Origin of the sequence: Aquimarina rubra, from assembly GCF_042684305.1 — a bacterium.
GTDB classification, from domain to species: Bacteria; Bacteroidota; Bacteroidia; order Flavobacteriales; family Flavobacteriaceae; genus Aquimarina; species Aquimarina rubra.
The window spans coordinates 579,851-600,187 of record NZ_JBHULE010000019.1 but is presented as its reverse complement, the minus strand read 5'-3'; the positions used below and the strand labels follow the sequence as shown (position 1 = coordinate 600,187).

General features: G+C 34.5%; 25 protein-coding genes and 1 riboswitch. Of the genes, 17 read left to right on the top strand and 8 right to left on the bottom strand.

Annotation, left to right across the window (positions count from 1 at the left end; translation table 11 throughout):
- The first annotated feature begins 22 nt into the window (after positions 1–22).
- From ACFSR1_RS11340 to moeB, 9 genes are all read left to right on the top strand, one after another.
- Positions 23–2,206: a TonB-dependent receptor gene (locus ACFSR1_RS11340; RefSeq protein WP_378292533.1), complete on the top strand. Its 2,184-nt coding sequence runs from the start codon at positions 23–25 to the stop codon at positions 2,204–2,206.
- Between the two features lie 62 nt (positions 2,207–2,268).
- A riboswitch (TPP riboswitch) is annotated at positions 2,269–2,366 on the top strand.
- A gap of 76 nt (positions 2,367–2,442) precedes the next feature.
- Positions 2,443–2,643, top strand: a complete 201-nt coding sequence (gene thiS, locus ACFSR1_RS11335) for a sulfur carrier protein ThiS (RefSeq protein ID WP_378179411.1) — start codon at positions 2,443–2,445, stop codon at positions 2,641–2,643.
- 46 nt (positions 2,644–2,689) lie between these two features.
- Positions 2,690–4,549 carry a phosphomethylpyrimidine synthase ThiC gene (gene thiC, locus ACFSR1_RS11330; protein ID WP_378292531.1) on the top strand — a complete coding sequence of 620 codons (1,860 nt, stop codon included), beginning with the start codon at positions 2,690–2,692 and terminating at the stop codon, positions 4,547–4,549.
- A gap of 88 nt (positions 4,550–4,637) precedes the next feature.
- Positions 4,638–5,246, top strand: coding sequence for a thiamine phosphate synthase (locus ACFSR1_RS11325; RefSeq protein WP_378292529.1), 609 nt, complete (start codon positions 4,638–4,640; stop codon positions 5,244–5,246).
- A 7-nt stretch (positions 5,247–5,253) separates the two neighbouring features.
- A complete protein-coding gene (locus ACFSR1_RS11320; protein WP_378292527.1) occupies positions 5,254–6,009 on the top strand; it encodes a hydroxymethylpyrimidine/phosphomethylpyrimidine kinase in 756 nt (251 codons plus the stop codon).
- 6 nt (positions 6,010–6,015) lie between these two features.
- Positions 6,016–6,654 (top strand): thiamine phosphate synthase, encoded by a 639-nt coding sequence (locus tag ACFSR1_RS11315; protein ID WP_378292525.1) that lies wholly within the window; start codon positions 6,016–6,018, stop codon positions 6,652–6,654.
- Positions 6,655–6,657: 3 nt separating this feature from the next.
- Positions 6,658–7,440, top strand: a complete 783-nt coding sequence (locus tag ACFSR1_RS11310) for a thiazole synthase (RefSeq protein ID WP_378292523.1) — start codon at positions 6,658–6,660, stop codon at positions 7,438–7,440.
- A 126-nt stretch (positions 7,441–7,566) separates the two neighbouring features.
- A complete protein-coding gene (thiH, locus tag ACFSR1_RS11305) occupies positions 7,567–8,679 on the top strand; it encodes a 2-iminoacetate synthase ThiH (RefSeq protein ID WP_378292521.1) in 1,113 nt (370 codons plus the stop codon).
- A gap of 32 nt (positions 8,680–8,711) precedes the next feature.
- A complete protein-coding gene (gene moeB, locus ACFSR1_RS11300) occupies positions 8,712–9,776 on the top strand; it encodes a molybdopterin-synthase adenylyltransferase MoeB (protein WP_378292519.1) in 1,065 nt (354 codons plus the stop codon).
- On the opposite strand, the gene ACFSR1_RS11295 is transcribed toward moeB, so the two are convergent.
- On the bottom strand, positions 9,769–10,203 hold the full coding sequence (locus ACFSR1_RS11295) for a hypothetical protein (protein ID WP_378292517.1): 435 nt from the start codon (positions 10,201–10,203) through the stop codon (positions 9,769–9,771). The two genes, moeB and ACFSR1_RS11295, sit on opposite strands and share 8 nt — an antisense overlap.
- Positions 10,204–10,369: 166 nt before the next feature.
- On the opposite strand from ACFSR1_RS11295, the gene greA reads away from it, so the two are divergent.
- The 3 genes from greA to ACFSR1_RS11280 all read left to right on the top strand — a co-directional run bounded on the left by greA (position 10,370) and on the right by ACFSR1_RS11280 (position 11,774).
- Positions 10,370–10,846 carry a transcription elongation factor GreA gene (greA, locus tag ACFSR1_RS11290; protein ID WP_378292515.1) on the top strand — a complete coding sequence of 159 codons (477 nt, stop codon included), beginning with the start codon at positions 10,370–10,372 and terminating at the stop codon, positions 10,844–10,846.
- A gap of 119 nt (positions 10,847–10,965) precedes the next feature.
- A complete protein-coding gene (locus ACFSR1_RS11285) occupies positions 10,966–11,355 on the top strand; it encodes an HIT family protein (RefSeq protein WP_378292513.1) in 390 nt (129 codons plus the stop codon).
- A gap of 2 nt (positions 11,356–11,357) precedes the next feature.
- Positions 11,358–11,774: an acyl-CoA thioesterase gene (locus tag ACFSR1_RS11280; protein ID WP_378292512.1), complete on the top strand. Its 417-nt coding sequence runs from the start codon at positions 11,358–11,360 to the stop codon at positions 11,772–11,774.
- 5 nt (positions 11,775–11,779) lie between these two features.
- Here ACFSR1_RS11280 and ACFSR1_RS11275 read toward each other — a convergent pair whose 3' ends face one another.
- Positions 11,780–12,139: a hypothetical protein gene (locus ACFSR1_RS11275; RefSeq protein WP_378292510.1), complete on the bottom strand. Its 360-nt coding sequence runs from the start codon at positions 12,137–12,139 to the stop codon at positions 11,780–11,782.
- A 36-nt stretch (positions 12,140–12,175) separates the two neighbouring features.
- The gene (locus ACFSR1_RS11270; RefSeq protein ID WP_378292508.1) at positions 12,176–13,387 is read right to left on the bottom strand and encodes a sensor histidine kinase; all 1,212 of its coding nucleotides are present in this window, start codon (positions 13,385–13,387) and stop codon (positions 12,176–12,178) included.
- Positions 13,388–13,523: 136 nt separating this feature from the next.
- Between ACFSR1_RS11270 and ACFSR1_RS11265 the strand changes: the two genes are divergently transcribed.
- The 4 genes from ACFSR1_RS11265 to upp all read left to right on the top strand — a co-directional run bounded on the left by ACFSR1_RS11265 (position 13,524) and on the right by upp (position 16,338).
- The gene (locus ACFSR1_RS11265) at positions 13,524–14,399 is read left to right on the top strand and encodes a flavin reductase family protein (RefSeq protein ID WP_378292506.1); all 876 of its coding nucleotides are present in this window, start codon (positions 13,524–13,526) and stop codon (positions 14,397–14,399) included.
- Positions 14,400–14,407: 8 nt separating this feature from the next.
- Positions 14,408–14,782, top strand: coding sequence for a DUF3127 domain-containing protein (locus tag ACFSR1_RS11260; RefSeq protein ID WP_378292505.1), 375 nt, complete (start codon positions 14,408–14,410; stop codon positions 14,780–14,782).
- A 236-nt stretch (positions 14,783–15,018) separates the two neighbouring features.
- Entirely contained in the window at positions 15,019–15,657 is a 639-nt protein-coding gene (aat, locus tag ACFSR1_RS11255) for a leucyl/phenylalanyl-tRNA--protein transferase (RefSeq protein WP_378294499.1), read from the top strand.
- A gap of 27 nt (positions 15,658–15,684) precedes the next feature.
- Positions 15,685–16,338, top strand: coding sequence for a uracil phosphoribosyltransferase (upp, locus tag ACFSR1_RS11250; protein ID WP_378292503.1), 654 nt, complete (start codon positions 15,685–15,687; stop codon positions 16,336–16,338).
- A gap of 8 nt (positions 16,339–16,346) precedes the next feature.
- On the opposite strand, the gene ACFSR1_RS11245 is transcribed toward upp, so the two are convergent.
- Together ACFSR1_RS11245 and ACFSR1_RS11240 are read right to left on the bottom strand one after the other, a co-directional pair.
- On the bottom strand, positions 16,347–16,751 hold the full coding sequence (locus ACFSR1_RS11245; RefSeq protein ID WP_378292501.1) for an ACT domain-containing protein: 405 nt from the start codon (positions 16,749–16,751) through the stop codon (positions 16,347–16,349).
- Between the two features lie 2 nt (positions 16,752–16,753).
- The gene (locus tag ACFSR1_RS11240; RefSeq protein WP_378292499.1) at positions 16,754–17,317 is read right to left on the bottom strand and encodes a DNA-3-methyladenine glycosylase I; all 564 of its coding nucleotides are present in this window, start codon (positions 17,315–17,317) and stop codon (positions 16,754–16,756) included.
- A 101-nt stretch (positions 17,318–17,418) separates the two neighbouring features.
- On the opposite strand from ACFSR1_RS11240, the gene ACFSR1_RS11235 reads away from it, so the two are divergent.
- The gene (locus ACFSR1_RS11235) at positions 17,419–18,030 is read left to right on the top strand and encodes a thioredoxin family protein (RefSeq protein WP_378292497.1); all 612 of its coding nucleotides are present in this window, start codon (positions 17,419–17,421) and stop codon (positions 18,028–18,030) included.
- 2 nt (positions 18,031–18,032) lie between these two features.
- Here ACFSR1_RS11235 and ACFSR1_RS11230 read toward each other — a convergent pair whose 3' ends face one another.
- Genes ACFSR1_RS11230 through ACFSR1_RS11220 form a run of 3 tightly spaced genes read right to left on the bottom strand, consistent with a single transcriptional unit; the run spans position 18,033 to position 20,285 of the window.
- Positions 18,033–18,740, bottom strand: coding sequence for a hypothetical protein (locus ACFSR1_RS11230; RefSeq protein ID WP_378292495.1), 708 nt, complete (start codon positions 18,738–18,740; stop codon positions 18,033–18,035).
- Positions 18,741–18,773: 33 nt separating this feature from the next.
- On the bottom strand, positions 18,774–19,481 hold the full coding sequence (gene truB / locus ACFSR1_RS11225; protein WP_378292493.1) for a tRNA pseudouridine(55) synthase TruB: 708 nt from the start codon (positions 19,479–19,481) through the stop codon (positions 18,774–18,776).
- Positions 19,482–19,490: 9 nt separating this feature from the next.
- Positions 19,491–20,285: an undecaprenyl-diphosphate phosphatase gene (locus ACFSR1_RS11220; RefSeq protein ID WP_378292491.1), complete on the bottom strand. Its 795-nt coding sequence runs from the start codon at positions 20,283–20,285 to the stop codon at positions 19,491–19,493.
- Between the last annotated feature and the right edge of the window lie 52 nt (positions 20,286–20,337).

The following is a 20,337-nucleotide window of genomic DNA, read 5'->3' as shown; positions in this document are numbered from 1 at the left end:
TTATTCGTAATGATTTTTACGAATGAAAAACGTATTATTTTATCTTACCATTTTATTCCTGAGCTTTCAGTTATCCGCTCAAGAAAAACAAAAAGATTCCATAGCAGATGGAATCGAAAAATTAGACGAAGTTTTAGTGAAATCTGTTCGTGTGGATGCAGATTCTCCAATTACGCACTCTAACGTATCAAAAGAGGAATTAGCAACTCGTAATCTGGGTCAGGACATTCCGATTTTATTAAATTATTTACCGGGTGTTGTTACTACTACTGATGCAGGAGCAGGAGTAGGATATACCTATATTCGTGTAAGAGGTAGCGATGCATCCAGAGTGAATGTGACCTTAAACGGAATCCCATTTAATGATGCAGAAAGTCAGGGAACATTTTGGGTAAACCTACCGGATTTTGCTTCCTCGATAGAAAATTTACAACTTCAGCGAGGAGTAGGAACCTCTACCAATGGTTCTGGGGCGTTTGGAGCGAGTCTGAATTTATTGACTGATGCCGTTTCTGAAGAAGCAAACGGAGAAATTTCTAACTCATTTGGATCTTTCGGTACAAGAAGACATAACCTAAAATTTAGTACAGGATTATTGAATGATCATATTGAAATCGCGGGTCGTTTATCTGCAATTGCTTCCGATGGGTATATCGACAGAGCATCCTCTGATCTAAAGTCTTATTTCTTACAAGGTTCATATGTAGATGATAATACTTTGATTAAGGCAGTGACCTTTGGAGGGCATGAAATCACCTATCAATCTTGGTTCGGTATAGATCAGGAAACCTTAGAAACAGATCGTACATTTAATCCTGCAGGCCAATATACAGATGAGGATGGAAATACTCGTTTTTATGATAATGAAGTAGATAATTATAAGCAGGATCACTATCAGTTACATTGGAACCAAAAATATAATAATCACTGGTCTACTAATGTAGGTCTTAACTATACATATGGCCGAGGCTTTTTTGAACAATATAAAGAAGATGAAGATTTTGCGGATTATGATTTTACACCAATCGTTTTAGGTGGAGAGACCATTAATACTACTGATTTAGTTCGTCGCAGATGGTTAGACAATGATTTTTATGTGATTAACGCTACGGCAAATTATAGAAACAGTAATCTGGATATTGATTTTGGTGCTTTTTATAGTTTCTATGATGGAGATCATTTCGGAGAGGTAATTTGGGCACAAAATGCTGGAGGATCTGAAATAAGAGATCATTATTATTTCGGTAACGGAAAGAAAAATGAATTCACTATTTTCGGAAAAACCACTTACAGAGTGAATGATAAATGGAGTACCTTTATTGACTTACAAGGTCGTTTTGTTGGATATGAGACTTCTGGATTAACCTCAGATAGAGTTCCTCTGGAAGTTGATGAGAACTATGATTTTTTTAACCCAAAATTAGGCGCAACCTACCAAATCAATAATTCTAATCAGTTATATGCGTCCTACGCACGAGCAAATAGAGAGCCAAGAAGAAGTGATTTCGAAAACGGTATCAATACTGCAGAAAAGCTGAATGATATAGAATTAGGTTGGAGATTTAATAAAAAGAGAACTATTATAAACGCCAACCTGTACTATATGTGGTATAAAGATCAATTAGTACTTACTGGGGCATTAGATGATGTTGGAGCACCCATAAGAGCAACTAGTGGAGAAAGTTATCGTCTTGGTATTGAAATTGACGCCGATATCACTATTACAGATAAGTTTATAGTAAAACCTAATGTGGCTATTAGCACTAATAAGAACAAGGATTTTGTAACATCCAGAGACGGTAGTTTAGTGAATTTAGGAAATACAAACATCTCTTACTCACCAAATGTGGTAGCAGGAAATATGTTTATCTATCAGCCAGTTAAAAATCTGCAACTTGGATTTCTTTCTAAATTTGTTGGAGAGCAATATATGGGTAATATAGATAGTGAAACGTCTAAACTGGATAGCTTTTTTATCAATGATCTAAATGTTGTTTATGAAATTAAAAACATTCCTGTTTTTAAATCTATAGTATTAACGGGGTTAGTGAATAATATTTTTGATGTAGAATATGTGTCAAATGGTTATTTCTTCACTTTTGATGATGATTTTTCTAATCCGGGAACCGTAACGACTGTAGAGGGAGCTGGGTTTTATCCACAGGCTGGAATTAACTTCCTGGTTGGAGCAACATTTAAATTTTAATCCTAAAGCCCAGAAAATTTTTATTTCTTACTATAGTTTTCTGGGTTTTAGTATTTTTATAAAATAAACTTTAGGGGTGTCTCCGTAAGAAGGAGTCTGAGAAATACCCTTTGAACCTGATGCAGTTAATACTGACGAAGGGAAAAGTTAATATCATTTCTTATGTAAGACGTAAGAATTTGATTTTTCTTCTCAAATAGGTTTTACCTAAAGTTTATGGATTTTAAATTTTAAAAATGACCATAAACGTTAATAATCAAGAGCAAATTGTTTCAGAAAATAGTTCAATAATATCGCTGTTAGAACAGTTAGGTGTTTCTAAAGAGGGAATTGCTATTGCTATTAATAATGAAATCATTACCAAAAGTAGGTGGAGCCAAACCCTTATTCAAGTACAAGATAATATTACCATAATACAAGCTACTCAAGGAGGATAAATGAAACAGAAACTAGACCGCTACTAAGAGCTAAACCGACATATTTATGAAGAAAAAAGATACAGCACCACAAGAAGGGAAAATTACCACAACTCCGTTTCCTAATTCCAAAAAAATCTATGTGAACGGAAATATCCATCCAAAGATTAAAGTGGCTATGCGAGAAATAGAGTTAAGCGATACCGTAGATTCGATGACTCGTAAGAAAACACCCAATGAATCAGTAGTAGTATATGATACCAGTGGGCCATATACTGATCCGAGCAAAGAAATTAATGTGCTGGAAGGGATTGAGCGTATTAGAGAGCAATGGATTTTGGATCGTGGTGATGTAGAAGAATTGGATAATTTTTCTTCAGAATATTGTAATCAACGTCTGAATGATGCAAGCTTAGATCATCTTAGGTTTAACCATTTAAGAAAGCCTAAGAGAGCAAAAGCGGGAAAGAATGTTTCCCAAATGTATTATGCGAAGCAAGGAATCATAACCCCTGAAATGGAATATGTTGCTATTCGAGAAAATCAAAAAATTGAAGAAGCGACCAGAATAGCTAATCAACATCCCGGTCAGGATTTTGGAGCAAGTATCCCAAAAAAAATTACCGCAGAGTTTGTACGAGAAGAAGTGGCCAGAGGAAGAGCAGTAATTCCGTCTAACATAAATCACCCGGAAGCGGAACCTATGATTTTAGGAAGGAACTTTTTGGTAAAAATCAATGCGAATATTGGTAATTCTGCTACAACTTCTAGTATAGAAGAAGAAGTAGAAAAAGCTGTTTGGGCATGTCGTTGGGGAGCAGATAATATTATGGACCTTTCTACAGGGCAGAATATTCATGAAACACGAGAATGGATTGTTCGTAATTCTCCGGTACCGATTGGTACAGTTCCTATTTATCAAGCTTTAGAAAAAGTAAATGGTAAAGCCGAAGACCTTACCTGGGAAATTTTCAGAGATACTTTGATTGAGCAGGCAGAACAAGGAGTAGATTATTTTACGATACATGCAGGTGTTCGCTTAGCATATGTCCCAATGACAGCAAAAAGAGTTACAGGGATTGTTTCTCGCGGAGGTTCAATTATGGCAAAATGGTGTTTGGCACATCATAAAGAAAGTTTCCTCTATACACACTTTGAAGAAATCTGTGAGATTATGAAATCTTATGATGTGGCATTTTCGTTGGGAGATGGACTACGTCCGGGATCTATTGCAGACGCAAATGATGAGGCACAATTTGCGGAATTGGAAACGCTAGGTGAATTGACCAAGATAGCCTGGAAACACGATGTACAGACCTTTATAGAAGGACCGGGACATGTGCCAATGCATATGATCAAAGCTAATATGGATAAGCAATTAGAAGCTTGTGGAGAAGCACCTTTTTATACGTTAGGACCTTTAACAACAGATATTGCTCCAGGATACGACCATATTACATCAGGAATTGGGGCTGCAATGATCGGTTGGTATGGGACAGCGATGTTATGTTACGTAACTCCAAAAGAACATTTAGGCTTACCCAATAAAGAAGATGTACGTATTGGAGTAATAACCTACAAATTAGCTGCTCATGCTGCTGATTTGGCAAAAGGACATCCGGGAGCACAACATAGGGATGACGCATTGAGTAAAGCTCGATTTGAATTCCGTTGGGAAGATCAATTCAATTTAGCGTTGGATCCTGAAAGAGCAAGAGAATATCACGATGAAACATTACCGGCAGAAGGAGCAAAAATTGCACATTTCTGTAGTATGTGTGGTCCTAAATTTTGTTCTATGAAAATATCACAAGAAGTTCGTGACTATGCTGCTCAAAAAGAAATTGATGATCAAAAAGCACTAGAAGAAGGGATGCAGGAAAAGGCAGAAGAGTTTAAAGAAAAAGGAAGCGAAGTATATTTATAGGCATCAGTTGTCAGCTATCTGGTTTCCTAAGCTCCAAACCTGACACCCGAAACCTGATACCCGATACCCGAAAATCGACACCAAAAAGATGATTATAGTATTAACATCAGAAAAACCAGTTTCTAACGAAGCCAATCAGATTAATCAATTATTTAAAGCTGGTTTAGAAATATTACATCTTCGTAAACCGACTTTTACGATTGATGGATATCGCTCCCTATTGGATCAAATAGAAGCGAAATATCATAATAGAATTATGACGCATCAGTTTCCAGAATTAACTCAGGAATATGGGTTACGAGGGATACATTTACAGGAACAAGAACGTATAGATTTGGAAGATGCATTGGAGGTAACAATTCAGTTATATAAAAACAAAGGCTTCTCAGTTACAAGTTCTTTTCATTCTAAAGAGGATATTGTAGGGTGTAAGGCGGATTTCGAATATGTTTTGCTAAGTCCTGTTTTTGGTTCAATTTCTAAAGCAGGTTATGAAGGAAAAGGATTTAATGTAAATGATCTGAATCATACCATTATCGGAATGGGAGGAATTAATGAAGCTACATTGCAAAAAACCTATGATTTAGGCTTTAAAGGAGTAGGAGTTTTGGGAGGAGTATGGAATACCAAAGATCCTTTAGATAGTTTCATAAAAATAAAAGAAGCAAACAGTCAAGTCGTAAAGAATACTAACTAGAAGATACATGCAAAATCGCCCCAACGTACTCACGATAGCAGGTTTTGATCCATCCTCTGGAGCGGGATTAACGGCGGATATTAAAACTTTTGAAGCTTTAAAATGTTATGGTTTTGCAGTTTGTACGGCGAATACGATTCAGAGTGATACAGATTTTGAAGCATGTATTTGGAGCGAAGAAAAGGTTATAAAGGATCAGATAGAAGTTTTATTGAAAAGATTTAAGGTTGATTATGTAAAAATCGGGATTATCCAAAATTGGAAAGTACTTCTTGATATTATTGACTTTCTTTTAGAAAAGAATAGTAATATGAAAATTGTGTTAGATCCAGTTTTAAAATCCAGTTCTGCTTATGATTTTTATGAGCTTTCAATTGTAACCCCTGAATTCGAAGAGATATTAGATAAAATATATCTTTTGACTCCAAATTATAGTGAAATTAAGGCTTTTTATCCTGATAAAACTATTGAAGAAACGATACAACATATTTCTAATAAAACGAATGTATTACTAAAAGGAGGCCATAGAGAAGAAATGCTGGGAAAAGACGAATTATTTACCAAACAGGGAACATGCTTTGTGTTAAATCCTAAAAACAAAAACATGAATGAAAAACATGGAAGTGGATGTGTATTATCATCAGCTATAACAGCATATTTGTCTCAAGGTTTTCCGTTATTAAAATCCTGTTATCGAGGAAAGCGGTACATAGAAAAAGTGCTAAGTTCTAACACCTCGCTTTTGGGGTATCATAAATTCTAAAATATAATGACTACACTACAATATATCTCTCAAGGTGAATCTCCACAAGAACATTTACAACATATTGGGGAAGCATGTGAAGCTGGTGTTCGATGGGTACAATTACGTTTAAAGGATATGGATCCTGCTACGGTATTAAATACGGCTTTAAAATGTAGAGAAATCTGTGATCAATATGCAGCTGTTATGATTGTTAATGATAGCGTAAGCATAGCAAAAGCTTCTCAAGCTGATGGTGTGCATTTGGGATTAGAAGATATAAATCCTAAAGAAGCTAGAGCCATTTTAGGAGATAATTTTATTATAGGAGGTACCGCTAATACCTTACAAGATTGTTTGAAGCATAAAAATGATGGAGTTGATTATATAGGATTGGGACCGTTTAGGTATACCAATACCAAAAAGAAGTTAAGTCCAATACTTGGATTAGAAGGGTATCAAAAAATTATTTCAGAATTGAAAAATGATATACATATTCCAATAGTAGGAATTGGTGGAATAGAGAAAAATGATATATCTGAAATCTTGGAAACAGGAATCAACGGAATTGCAGTTTCAGGAATGTTAACTGATAAAGAAGATTTAGAAGAAAGAATTGAAACTATAAAAAAGCTAATGGTGAATAAGCTAGAAGCGAAAGGCTAGAAAATGGATACATTAAAAATTGCAGATAAAGAGTTTTCCTCTAGGTTATTTACAGGAACAGGAAAGTTTAGTTCATCTGATTTGATGAGAAAAGCATTGTTAACTTCAGAAAGTGAGTTAATAACCGTTGCGCTAAAACGTGTGGATGTCACTAACGAGGAGGATGATATACTCACTCATTTGGATCATCCTAGAATTAATTTATTACCTAACACTTCTGGTGTGAGAGATGCTAAAGAATCCATCTTTGCAGCTCAATTAGCAAGAGAAGCGCTAGAAACAAATTGGATCAAGTTGGAGATTCATCCCGATCCAAAATATTTATTGCCTGATCCTATCGAAACTTTAAAAGCTGCAGAGGAATTAGTAAAACTAGGTTTTGTTGTGATGCCATATATCCATGCTGATCCAGTTTTATGTAAACGATTAGAAGAAGTGGGTACTCAATGCGTAATGCCATTAGGAGCGCCTATAGGAAGTAATAAAGGTTTGAAAACAATAGATTTCTTAGAGATAATAATTGATCAAAGTAATGTGCCTGTTATTGTAGATGCAGGTATTGGTAGTCCATCACATGCCGCTCGCGCAATGGAAATGGGTGCCGACGCAGTTTTAGTGAATACAGCTATTGCGGTTTCAGAAAATCCAATTGCAATGGCCAAAGCTTTCAAAATGGCTGTAGAAGCCGGTCGGTTAGCGTATAATGCCAAGTTAGCTCCTATTAAACAACATGCAGAAGCGAGTAGCCCTTTAACTAGTTTTTTGACTAAAGAAATTAAAGAATAAATCAGTTCCTTCTCCCTTGAGGGAAAAGGTTAGAGCCTGTGCTGAACTTGTTGCAGTAATGAGGGTGTTACTAAAACCCCTCACCTTAGTCCTCTCCCCAAGGAGAGGAAACTCAAAACCCAAAACATGAAATCCTTTAAGCAAATATTCGATCAATATAATTGGGATAATACACTCTTTGATATCCTTAATAAAACAGAACAAGATGTTAAAAAGGCATTAGAGACGCGGAAAAGAACTATAGAAGATTTTAAAGCATTAATTTCCCCTGTTGCAAAGCCTTATTTGGAGCAAATGGCTCAATTAAGCTCTGAGATTACTAAGAAGCGTTTCGGAAATACGATACAGATGTATGCACCTATGTATCTAAGTAATGAGTGTCAAAATATTTGTACATATTGTGGGTTTAGTATGACTAATAAAATCCCAAGAAGAACCTTATCAGATGAAGAAATTTTAAAAGAAGTTGATTTTTTGAAGTCTAAAGGATATGATCATATTTTATTGGTTACAGGAGAAGCAAATCGAACCGTTGGAGTAGATTATATTAATAATGCCATCAAGTTAATTAGCTCTAAGTTCGCTAATATTACAATAGAAGTCCAACCAATGGATCAAATGGATTACGAATTGTTAATAGATAGTGGTTTATATGCTGTATTGGTATATCAAGAAACCTATCACAAGGATGAATATAAAAAACATCATCCAAAAGGAAGAAAATCAAACTTTGACTATCGACTAGATACTCCGGATCGATTAGGAAAAGCTGGTATTCATAAAATAGGTTTAGGAGCTCTGTTCGGTTTAGAGGATTGGAGAGCTGATAGCTTTTTTACAGCTTTACATCTACAATATTTACAAAAAACATATTGGAAGACAAAATATTCAATATCATTTCCAAGACTTAGACCTCATAGTGGCGGACTAGAACCCAAAGTGGAAATGACGGATTCAGATTTAGTACAACTAATTTGTGCCTTCCGTTTATTAGATGAAGATGTAGAATTATCTATGTCTACTAGAGAAAGTGAAGTTTTTAGGGAAAACATCGTAAACTTAGGTGTTACTTCTATCAGCGCAGAATCTAAAACAAACCCTGGAGGATATTTAGTAGAACCTCAATCATTGGAGCAGTTTGAAATTTCTGATGAGCGCTCAACAGAAGAGGTTGTGACTATGTTAAAATCTAAAGGATTAGAAGTGGTTTGGAAAGATTGGGCTCATAATTGGCAATAAATTGTAATATCTTTATAAGCTAGTTTTGTAATATGCTGAGCAAAGAGGAAAAAATACAATACAATCGTCATCTCATTCTTAATGAGATTGGAGAAGAAGGGCAAAACAAACTTAAATCTGCCAAAGTTTTGGTGATCGGAGCAGGTGGTTTAGGTTGTCCTGTTTTGCAATATCTTACAGCAGCAGGAATAGGTACTATTGGAATTATTGATGATGATGTAGTTGATCAAACCAACCTTCAACGTCAGATATTATATACTGTAGATGATATCGGAAGATTAAAAGCTAAAGCAGCTTCAGAAAAATTATCCAGATTAAATCCTTTTGTGTTTTTTAAAGTGTATGAAGAGAAATTAGATATAGATAATGTATTAGATCTTTTTCTCGAATACGATATTATTGTTGATGGAAGTGATAACTTTCCTACTCGATATTTAGTAAATGATGCTAGTGTACTGACAGGTAAACCTTTAGTTTTTGGTTCTATATTTAAGTTTCAGGGGCAGGTTTCTGTACTCAATTATAAAGAAGGACCTACGTATCGTTGTTTATTCCCCGATCCACCAGCTCCGGACGAAGTTCCTAATTGTTCTGATATAGGAGTTTTGGGTGTACTACCAGGGATTATAGGAAGCCTTCAAGCAAATGAAGTCATTAAAATAATTACTGGAATAGGTGAAGTATTGCAAGGGAAGCTACTCTATTTTGATGCACTTACCTTACAACAACAAGTATTGAGTTTTAAAAAAAATGAAAATATTGAAATCAATCAATTAGCGGATGACTACGATTTTTTCTGTGGGATTAAGTCAAATACTATTGAGGAAATTTCAGCTTCAGAATTAAAACAAAATCTTGAGGATTATCAAATTCTAGATGTAAGATCTTTAGAAGAAATGGATCGGTTTAATATTGGCGGAATTCAAATACCTTTAGATACACTACAGCAAAGAGTTTCAGAATTAAATGATCAAAAGCCAATTGTAGTATGTTGCCAATCAGGAATACGAAGCAAAAAGGCAATCCAGCTTATACAGGAACAAAGAGATGATCTGCATTTGATTAATCTTAAAGACGGTTTGTTGGCCTTTAATTAGAAATTGCCAAAATATTCCCTTCTCTTCTGACTTGATATCTTAAAAGAGGATATCCACCTTCTCCTTCTAGTTGTTGACCACTTACAATCTCATAGGCATTATCATTACCGCAATTAGATTCTGCACGAATTCCAGTTACACTAAGTGCAGAACAGTCACTTGGAGGAATATTAGGATCACTTAGTTCAAAAGCAGAATACAGCGTGTTATCTACATTATATACAATAACCCCTTTAATACCAACTCCTTCAATCCGAATGACTTCAAAATTCCCAGGAAATTTAAGACTATTGAATTGTGGTAAATCTAAATTGACGGTATGATTAAAACTTATAGATGGAAGATTGGGATTGTTTGAGCGACCGTCATCGCTGCTGCAAGAAAGCATAAACAGAGAAAGGCAAACTATTACTATTATTTTTTTCATCTTTTTGTAATTATTTAAGTGAAAGAGATTCTTTCTGATACGAAGCTTATTTTTTAAGTGACCAAATTAGGTAAAAATGTGATTCGGTATTATTTTTTATTATATTTGTTTATAGTTGAAGTCCCATAGCCATGGGATTTTTTGTATTTATATAAACGATGAAGTTATGAGCAAAGTATCTTATTACACTGCAGAAGGGCTAAAAAAATTAAGAGACGAATTAAATAACCTGAAGGATATAGAAAGACCAAAGGCGTCACAAGCAATTGCAGAAGCACGTGATAAAGGAGATTTAAGTGAAAATGCTGAATATGATGCAGCAAAAGAAGCACAAGGATTGTTAGAAATGAGAATTTCTAAATTAGAAGAAACCTTATCAGGAGCTCGTCTTATAGATGAATCTCAGTTGGATACATCAAAAGTGTTAATACATTCTACAGTTAAGATTAAAAATCAAACAAATGGTGCAGAGATGACCTATAAATTGGTTGCACAAAGCGAAGCTGATCTTAAAACCGGTAAAATATCGGTAGATTCGCCTATAGGTAAAGGACTTTTAGGAAAAAGTGTAGGAGAAGAGGCAGAAATTCAGGTTCCTAATGGAATTATGAAATTTGATGTGATTGAGATTACTCGCGAATAAAATTTAATACACATTATGGTTAAACCTTTCTTATTTTTTAAGAAAGGTTTTTTTATAACCTTTATTTTGCCAGAAATACCCTATATTTCGTATTGATAAACCAACTAAAGTTTTAACGAATGTCTACCCTGTTCACTAAAATTATTAATGGCGAAATACCCTCATATAAAGTCGCCGAAAACGAGAATTTCTATGCTTTTTTAGATATAAACCCTAATGCTAAAGGGCATACCTTATGCATACCTAAAAAAGAAGAAGATAAAATATTTGATCTTGACGAAGAAACCTATACAGAGTTGATGCGTTTTTCTCGTAAAGTAGCCATAGCATTAGAGAAATCAGTGACGTGTAAGCGGGTTGGTGTTGCAGTAGTAGGTCTAGAGGTTCCACATGTTCATGTACATTTGATACCGCTTAACAATATGAAAGAAATGACATTTCAGCACAAAGTATCCGTGTCAAAAGATGAGTTTGAGGCATTGGCAGCTAAAATTCAATCGAATTTATAAAAATGAGTACTACTTCTGATTTTAAATTGTCACTACAACTAAGAATTGATTGGAGTGAAATGGATACCTATCAGCATGTGAATAACGTGAATTTTATGAAATATATGCAAAGTGCCCGTGTTCAGTTTTGGGAGGTTTCCGGATTGGCAAAGTTATATGAAGAAACCAAAAAAGGGCCAATGCTGGTATCTACCAAATGTGATTTTAAGAATCCTTTGTTTTTTCCGGGAAATGTATTGATTAAAACAAAAGTAGAATTTATAAAAAACTCTAGTTTTGGATTATATCATGAATTATATAATGATGATGGTAAGTTATGTGCTATGGGTCACGATGTTGCCGTTTGTTTCGATTTTAATATTGATAAAACCTTTAGAATTTCTGATGAGTTACGAACAGTTATGAATCATTACGTTTAAATCAATTATAACTGAAAAAGCTCCTGGTGATAAAGAAAGATATATAAAACTCCGATGACTAATAGCATCAACGCAAATAAAATATAAAACAGACCTGTAAATCGAATACCAGACTTTTTAGGATCTATTGTTTTTTTGTGATAACTATACACTCTTTCAATATCATCAGTCCAGCGACCGGGAAATATAGTGGTGTCACATTTTTTGCAATCCATACTTTCAATAATCTCTCCCTTTGTCTTAATAAAAAGTTTAGAAAACAGTTTTTTTTGTCTGAATGATAGTAATAAACTTTCTTTAGCATAACATTCAGGGCAGTTGTTATTAAGAACAGCTTCTTTTAAAACAATATACTTGGTTTTCACTTTATTAATTTTTAGTATATAACGTTTGTAAAAGAATTATGTTATAATGGGTGATTCTGATTTACTCAATGTGATCTGAAAAGTGGTGCCTTTACCTATTTCGGATCTAAGCACTTTAATTTTACCAGAGTGATAGTCTTCAATGATTCTTTTTGCCAGTGAAAGCCCGAGTCCCCAACCCCTTGTTTTGGAAGTATAACCAGGTTCAAAAATCTTAGTAAATTTACTTTTCGGAATTCCTTTTCCTGTATCCGTTATTCTTATAAAAACACGTTTCGAGTCTTGAGACAATTCAATATTTAGGTCACCTTTACCTCTCATCGCATCGATAGCATTTTTTACAAGGTTTTCTATCGTCCAGCTATAAAGTTGAGAATTTAGATGTACAGGAATTGATTCTTCGGGTAAATTAAGTGAAAAATTAATGAGTTTAGAGCTTCTGGATTGTAAATAAGTATAGGCTTCTTTTGTTTCGGCAACAATATCCACCTCTTCTAATTTTGGAATAGACCCTATTTTAGAAAAGCGTTCGGTGATCACTTTTAATCTCGAAATATCCTTTTCTATTTCCACAATATACTCTGGATTCACATTTTCTACCTTGAGAATTTCATTCCAGCCGACCAAGGATGATAAAGGAGTTCCAATCTGATGTGCTGTTTCTTTGGCCATACCTGCCCATAACTTGTTTTGCTCGCTGGCTTTAGAAGTTGTAAAAAAGAAATAGATAACTCCAATCAGCAAAAAAATTATTAAAGCAATAGCAATAGGATAGTATTTCAATTTTTGTAGAATAGAAGAGTTTCCGTAATAAACGTATTGCACAGTACCTTGTAAATCTAGTGCTATGGGCTCATTCTCTGATTTCATCTGTTCCAGATAATCTGCTAGTTCCTCTTCTGTAATATCTTCAGGCAAATTTAATGTCGACAAAGCATCAATGTTGCCCTCCGCGTCCTTGATAAAATCCCTGTTGGAGTTGGTAATAATAGTCGGAATTGTATTATTCGAGCTATTAATGAGATTGGATAACTCAAGATATTCATCTAGATTTATATCTGTAGATCCATCTAGACCGGAGCTGCTTAGTGCCTTGAATGATTGAGCCCAAACTTGTACTTTTATAGTTTCATCTTTTTTTAATCGTTGTAAAAAAAGAGAAGTGTTCCAAAGTACAAGACCGGTAATCACAAGAACTGCAAAAATTATAAAATAACTAGCTAGATTACGCTCATCAGAAAAATTCATAAAAAAGGATGTGTTACCAGATCTTAAATATAAACGTTTTTAAATTATTTTATTGTTTCTGTACAAGGTAAGTAAAACCATGTAGAGAGTACTAGGAGCGGCAAACTTTAATTATCTTTGTAGAATAGATTTATGTATGTTACGTATAGACCCTTTAGAAGTTTCGACTGGAAAATTGCACGGAATGATGCTTGGAGCCATTGGTCCAAGACCGATCGCTTTTGCAAGCACCATTGATGAAGAAGGTAATCCAAACCTTTCTCCATTTAGTTTTTTTAATGTCTTTAGTGCTAATCCGCCAATTCTTATTTTTTCGCCTGCCAGAAGGGTTAGAGATAATACGACTAAACATACCTTAGAAAATGCATTAGCAACCAAAGAAGTAGTTATTAATGTTGTAAACTACGATATAGTGCAGCAGATGTCTTTATCCAGTACAGAATATCCTGAAGGTGTCAATGAGTTTGAGAAAGCCGGTCTAACAATGGTTGCTTCAGAAAAGATACAAGCTTTTAGGGTGGGTGAGTCACCTGTACAATTTGAATGCAAGGTGAATGAAGTAGTTGCTATGGGAGAAGAAGGAGGAGCGGGGAATCTTATTATTTGTGAGGTGCTGCTGATGCACGTAAAAAAGGAGATTATCGATCAAGATGGTAGGATAGATCAGCATAAAATTGATCAGGTTGCTCGTATGGGCGGAAACTGGTATTCAAGAGCAAATATGGGAATGTTCGAAGTTCCAAAACCACTTAGTACCATAGGTATTGGTATAGATGCTCTACCTGATGGTATAAAAAACAGTACAATATTTACAGGCAACGATTTGGGTAAGTTGGCCAATGTAGAAAGAATACCTAAAAATATAGACGCAAAAAATTTTGTTAATAACAATAGTGATATTAAGGATAAAATTCAGGATGCTAACCTAATAGAAATTCATAAATTTGCACAGCAGTATTTGGATAAGGATGATATGAATACTGCCTGGAATATTTTAGCAGCAATACAATAATTAAAAAGATGGAAGTACAAGGTAAAGTAAAGATGGTCGGTGAGACACAAACTTTTGGAAACAATGGTTTCAGAAAACGTGAGATAGTGGTTACTACAGAAGAACAATATCCACAGCACATAATGGTTGAGTTTGTTCAGGATAAATGCGATTTATTAAACAGCTTTCAGGTAGGTCAGGATGTAAAAATAAGTATTAATTTACGTGGTCGTGAGTGGGTAAACCCACAAGGAGAGACGAAATATTTTAATTCTATCCAAGGATGGAGAATTGAAAATTTACAAGCAGCAGCTCCTTCTGCAGCGGCTCCCATGCCTCCTGCTGATGCTTTTGAGCCAGCAACCGACTTAAAAGAAGAAGACCATGATGATTTACCATTTTAAGTGAATCAATACATAAAAAATGTACACTGAGCTTGTCGAAGTGTAAAGTAAAAAGTCCGATACACCAGTATCGGACTTTTCATATTGTGGTTTTAGGTTAACCTTTTAATCAAACTCAAAAAAGCAATGATGAACAAAATTTATCTTAAAAGGTTCTCACAAATATTGCGATTTTTTTGGTCAATTCAAACAACTAATTGATATTTAACGTTGTAGAAACTTTAGATGATTTTGATTTGTATATACTTAATAACTCTATAAACTTCCCACCCGTCACTGCTGCAGATGAAGATGGGTTATTAGCAATAGGAGGAGATCTTTCTACGTCTAGACTTATGAATGCGTATAATAGCGGAATATTCCCTTGGTATGACAAAGATCAACCCATATTATGGTTTAGTCCGGATCCGAGAATGGTGCTTTTTCCTGATGATCTCAAAATAAGTAAAAGTATGAGGCAGTTACTCCGTAAAAATTGCTTTGAAGTTACTTTTAACAAAAATTTTGAACAGGTTATTAATCATTGCGCTACTATCAGTCGTCCTGATCAGTTTGGTACTTGGATCACATCAGATATGCAACAGGCTTATATAAAACTTCATAAAATGGGGTATGCTATTTCTACAGAAGTTTGGCAAAATGGAGAGTTGATTGGAGGCTTGTACGGAATATGGTTAGCGGATAAAAACGTGTTTTGTGGAGAGAGCATGTTTGCTAAGGTTAGCAATGCTTCAAAATATGGGTTTATTAAATTAATAGAGCTTTTAAAGCAAAAAGAAGTTAAATTAATAGATTGCCAAATGTATACAGATCATTTAGCAAGTTTAGGAGCAAAAGAAATTTCCAGAGATGCTTTTATGGAATTTTTAAACTAGTTTTATAGATCTTAAATTTTAGTATGTATGATCATTCACAACCTTGAAACTGAAAATTCTGTTTTAAATCAATTTATAAGCGAAATTAGAGATAGTACTATTCAAAAGGATTCCATGCGTTTTAGAAAAAATATAGAACGTATCGGTGAGGTTTTGGGTTATGAATTAAGTAAAAGTTTGAAATACACGTCAAAAACCGTTCATACTCCTTTAGGAACAAAAGAGGTTTCTGTACCAGAACAGGATCTAGTGTTATGCTCTATTTTACGTGCAGGTTTACCATTACATCAAGGGCTTATTAATTATTTTGATACTGCAGAAAATGCTTTTATTTCGGCATATAGAGATCACACCGAAGATTCGGATGATTTTGAGGTTGTTGTCAATTACTTGGCATCACCTTCTCTAGAAAATAAAACCTTGATACTGGCAGATCCAATGTTGGCTACCGGAAAAACTTTGGAAAACACTATCAAGGCTATGGAAAATCATGGAAAACCAAAACAGATTCATATTGTATCGGTCATAGGTTCAAAAGAAGGAGTTGAGTATGTAAAAGATGTCTTTCCTGAAAGCACACAGCTATGGATTGCAGCTATTGACCCCGAATTAAGTAATAGAGGTTATATAATTCCAGGCTTGGGAGATTCTGGAGATTTATCGTTTGGAATAAAAATATAACCCAATTGCTATCCTGTATAGTTTTGAGATAAATTCTTAAGCACCTTAACTGCTTTTTTACTATCCTCTGTATTCACAAAAATGTGATCATGATAATAACCTGCAATCACATTGCAACTGATATTATATGCTGCTAGTTCTGCAGAAAATATAGCTGTTAAACCTACAGCATCAAGTGAAGAATGGATTTTTAACGTTATCCAAGAGGCAACATGTTCATATTTTAGGTTGAGGTTGTCGGCTTTTTCACGTGCTAGAATAAGTGTAATCCCTTCCTTTTCTTTAAACTCACAGATAATATCGTTCCTTGAGATTGTGTCGGTTGTTTTTACAGTTGTAAAGACATATTCTCCAGGTTGTAACTCTGGAGTCATTTTCTGTATGAGCGTAGTTAAATTTGTTTCTCCAGCCATGATTATACTTCTTTGTATCTGAAACAATCAATTGTATGATCATTTACCATTCCAATGGCTTGCATAAAAGCATAGATAATAGTTGATCCTACAAACTTAAACCCCCGTTTTTTTAAATCTTTACTAATAAGATCAGAGATTTCTGTGGTAGCAGGACAATCCTTATGATTTTTCCAGAAATTAACAATTGGTTTGTCGTCTACAAAACTCCAAATATAAGAGTCAAAACTACCAAACTCTTCCTGTATTTTCATGAAATTTTGAGCATTTGTAATTGCAGAATTTACTTTCAGTTTATTTCTAATAATACCTGCATTCTGAAGCAATTCTTCTTTTTTTGCATCGTTATATTGGGCCACCATTTTATAATCAAAATTATCAAAAGCAAGTTTGAAATTTGCTCGTTTTCTAAGAATAGTAATCCAGCTTAATCCCGCTTGAAAAGTTTCCAAAATAAGAAATTCAAATAGAAGTTGCTCATCGTGCAATGGTACTCCCCATTCATTATCATGGTAAGATTCATATAAAGGATCACCTATACACCAGCCGCATCTGTGTTTTTCCATAAAATTGGTTTTAAGAAATAAAGATATTAGATTAGATGTGAATTTAATGTGTAAGTTTCACATATTTGTATCGTCCTATAGGATAAGATATAAATAAAATTATGGAAACGACTACGATGACTATACATGAATTAATAGAAGAAGGGATAAACAATTCTTATTCTTATGAAGAATATAAAAATACGGTAAGCAAGCTGTTGTCTGAAGGCAAATCTACCGGGCAGGAACAATCAGAAGCACTTACTAATTATAGTATGTTAAATGATCGTAGAATGAAGCGATTGGATAAAACATTAAAAATTAATGGCTCTGTGGCAGAGGCTTTTTCTACTGTTAATACTAATATTACCTGGTTAGTATTAACAGAAGGTTGGTGTGGTGATGCAGCCCAATCGTTACCTGTAATTAATAAGCTTTCAGAAATGAATGAGGGGATTGACTTAAGAATCATATCCAGAGATGAGCACGATGAATTAATGAATAATTTTCTGACCAATGGAGGGAAGTCGATTCCTAAACTAATCGCATATAATAAAGAAACTCAGGAAGTAGTTAATACTTGGGGGCCAAGACCTTCAATTGCTACAAAAATGGTAAATGATTATAAAGAAGCTAACGGTAGTCTAGATGCGCAGTTTAAACAGGACTTACAAGTTTGGTATAATAAAGATAAAGGGAATAACATAGCCGAGGACTTGGTTGAACTATTATAAGTTTAACCACCGTAATTAAAATAATAGGTGATGTAACCTTTTTGCTCTTTTAAATCCGAGGAGGAGAATAATGCGTCCTGCGCATAATCCAATGCATTATCAAAAAGACACTCATTTCTGGTAGAGGATCTTTTTTTGTCAATCTTAGCATCAGTAACATAACCATTTTGGTTTACCTCGATTTTTACCACAACTTTTCCACTTCCGTTACAGGTATAAATAGGATTCGGGATATCTTTCTTTTCTCTACCTTTTAAAGTAAAAGTTACCGAGCTATTTCGGTTATTAACCTCTTCTGTTATTGGTTTTTCCTCTTTTTTTGCTTCAGGAACTTCTTCGGGGGTTATGTCTTCGTTAATAGCCTCTTGACCTTCTGCTAGTTGTTCGTTATTAGAGGTTTCTTCTGTTGCTTCAGCAGTCTCTGTTAAAGACTTGATTCTTTGCTCAAAATCTTCAGAATCTTCAAAATCTTCATTAAAAGCATCATGGGTTCTTTTGGAAGCGATTAATTCTCTTTCCTGTTCCTCAACAGGTGGCTCTATTTCTTCTTCTTTCGCCAATTCTTCCATCAGCTCTTCAGGAATTTCCATTAGAATTTCAGACTGCTCTTTTTTCTTATTTACCATATTGATGTTATAGAGTGTCATCACAAAAATACCCATCAACATAGATGTGATAATCAAAGCTTTATGTTTTTCTATAAATTCCATAGGTATCTATAACTTCTTTTTTTCTACTATATTTTATGTAGTTTCAATTTCTATTCGCAACTGATTTTCAAATGTTTCCGGGTCAATAGCATCAGCAACAGAAAATTCTCCGATTTTAGTTCTCCTTAGAGCGCTTAGGTGAGCACCACTTTGCAGTGATTTGCCAAAATCGTGTGCTAGTGACCTAATATAAGTTCCTTTTCCACAAACAACTCTAAAATCGACTTCTGGTAATTCGATTCTGGTAATTTCAAATTCCTCAATAGTGATTTTTCTTGCTGATATTTTGACTTCTTCTCCTTCTCTAGCATATTCATATAGCCTTTTCCCATTTTTTTTTAAAGCTGAAAAGACAGGAGGGTATTGTTCAATTTCTCCAATAAACTTTTTAGTGGTCGATATTATACCTTCTTCTGAAATATGATCAATGGCAAAAGTTTCATCCACTTCTGTTTCCAGGTCATAAGAAGGTGTGGTTGCTCCTAATGTAATGGTTCCTGTATATTCTTTGGTTTGCCCCATAAACTCTTGTATCCGTTTGGTAAACTTACCAGTACAAATGATAAGTAATCCCGAAGCTAATGGATCTAATGTTCCGGCGTGACCTACTTTTATTTTTTTGATCCCAAAGTTTTTACGAATTAACCAGCGTAGTTTGTTGACCACCTGAAAGGATGTCCATTGAAGCGGTTTATCGATCAAAAGAATTTGACCGTCTTTATAATCTTGTTCGGTTAGCATTATCGGGGACTATTTAATAAAACCAAAGATGATGGCCGTAACGCCAACAATAACACAATATAAGGCAAAATATGATAATTTACTCTTTTTTACGAGGGAAATCATCCACGTACAGGCAAAAAGACCAGAAATAAATGCGGCAATAAAGCCTACTAGTAAAGGGGTACTACTTTCTGTAGTAAAGTTAAGATCTCCACTTAAAAGGTCTTTACCAATTTTCCCAAAAATTAAGGGTATTACCATTAAAAATGAAAAACGTGCAGCTTTGGTCTTGTCATTACCAAGTAATACAGATGTGGAGATCGTAGCACCACTTCGGGAAATACCAGGTAACATTGCTATCGCTTGAGCAACTCCAATGATAAAAGCATTAGAAGTGGTAACGATTTTAGCAGTGTCCTTTGCTTTATCAGCTAACCATAGAAGAATCGCTGTGATGATAAGCATACAACCAACAAACAGTATGTTTCCACCAAAAAGTTGTTCTAGTTGTTCTTCAAAAAATAAACCGATTAGAACCGCGGGAATCATAGAAACGATAATTCTTAGAGAGAACATCGTTTCATCATTTTTTTTGAACTGTAACAGACCTTTGATAATCTGAAAGATATCCTTCCTAAAAACTACAATGGTACTTAAGGCCGTCGCAAAATGCAAAACCACGGTAAAAAGTAAGGATTCTTCGGGAACACTTTGATCACCCAGAATAGCTTTTCCTAATTCTAAATGGCCACTGGAAGAAACAGGTAAAAACTCTGTAAGTCCCTGAACTATACCTAAAATAATTGCATCAATAATTTCCATGCAGAAAGATTTCTAAAATTAGATGCAAATATATAATAACTACCGGAAGAGG

Excerpts from the sequence above, each read along its gene's own strand:
- ACFSR1_RS11340 (WP_378292533.1), top strand. The coding sequence starts at position 23 with ATGAAAAACGTATTATTTTATCTTACCATTTTATTCCTGAGCTTTCAG.
- thiS (WP_378179411.1), top strand. The coding sequence starts at position 2,443 with ATGACCATAAACGTTAATAATCAAGAGCAAATTGTTTCAGAAAATAGT.
- thiC (WP_378292531.1), top strand. The coding sequence starts at position 2,690 with ATGAAGAAAAAAGATACAGCACCACAAGAAGGGAAAATTACCACAACT.
- ACFSR1_RS11325 (WP_378292529.1), top strand. The coding sequence starts at position 4,638 with ATGATTATAGTATTAACATCAGAAAAACCAGTTTCTAACGAAGCCAAT.
- ACFSR1_RS11320 (WP_378292527.1), top strand. The coding sequence starts at position 5,254 with ATGCAAAATCGCCCCAACGTACTCACGATAGCAGGTTTTGATCCATCC.
- ACFSR1_RS11315 (WP_378292525.1), top strand. The coding sequence starts at position 6,016 with ATGACTACACTACAATATATCTCTCAAGGTGAATCTCCACAAGAACAT.
- ACFSR1_RS11310 (WP_378292523.1), top strand. The coding sequence starts at position 6,658 with ATGGATACATTAAAAATTGCAGATAAAGAGTTTTCCTCTAGGTTATTT.
- thiH (WP_378292521.1), top strand. The coding sequence starts at position 7,567 with ATGAAATCCTTTAAGCAAATATTCGATCAATATAATTGGGATAATACA.
- moeB (WP_378292519.1), top strand. The coding sequence starts at position 8,712 with ATGCTGAGCAAAGAGGAAAAAATACAATACAATCGTCATCTCATTCTT.
- ACFSR1_RS11295 (WP_378292517.1), bottom strand. The coding sequence starts at position 10,203 with ATGAAAAAAATAATAGTAATAGTTTGCCTTTCTCTGTTTATGCTTTCT.
- greA (WP_378292515.1), top strand. The coding sequence starts at position 10,370 with ATGAGCAAAGTATCTTATTACACTGCAGAAGGGCTAAAAAAATTAAGA.
- ACFSR1_RS11285 (WP_378292513.1), top strand. The coding sequence starts at position 10,966 with ATGTCTACCCTGTTCACTAAAATTATTAATGGCGAAATACCCTCATAT.
- ACFSR1_RS11280 (WP_378292512.1), top strand. The coding sequence starts at position 11,358 with ATGAGTACTACTTCTGATTTTAAATTGTCACTACAACTAAGAATTGAT.
- ACFSR1_RS11270 (WP_378292508.1), bottom strand. The coding sequence starts at position 13,387 with ATGAATTTTTCTGATGAGCGTAATCTAGCTAGTTATTTTATAATTTTT.
- ACFSR1_RS11265 (WP_378292506.1), top strand. The coding sequence starts at position 13,524 with ATGTTACGTATAGACCCTTTAGAAGTTTCGACTGGAAAATTGCACGGA.
- ACFSR1_RS11260 (WP_378292505.1), top strand. The coding sequence starts at position 14,408 with ATGGAAGTACAAGGTAAAGTAAAGATGGTCGGTGAGACACAAACTTTT.
- upp (WP_378292503.1), top strand. The coding sequence starts at position 15,685 with ATGATCATTCACAACCTTGAAACTGAAAATTCTGTTTTAAATCAATTT.
- ACFSR1_RS11245 (WP_378292501.1), bottom strand. The coding sequence starts at position 16,751 with ATGGCTGGAGAAACAAATTTAACTACGCTCATACAGAAAATGACTCCA.
- ACFSR1_RS11240 (WP_378292499.1), bottom strand. The coding sequence starts at position 17,317 with ATGGAAAAACACAGATGCGGCTGGTGTATAGGTGATCCTTTATATGAA.
- ACFSR1_RS11235 (WP_378292497.1), top strand. The coding sequence starts at position 17,419 with ATGGAAACGACTACGATGACTATACATGAATTAATAGAAGAAGGGATA.
- ACFSR1_RS11230 (WP_378292495.1), bottom strand. The coding sequence starts at position 18,740 with ATGGAATTTATAGAAAAACATAAAGCTTTGATTATCACATCTATGTTG.
- truB (WP_378292493.1), bottom strand. The coding sequence starts at position 19,481 with ATGCTAACCGAACAAGATTATAAAGACGGTCAAATTCTTTTGATCGAT.
- ACFSR1_RS11220 (WP_378292491.1), bottom strand. The coding sequence starts at position 20,285 with ATGGAAATTATTGATGCAATTATTTTAGGTATAGTTCAGGGACTTACA.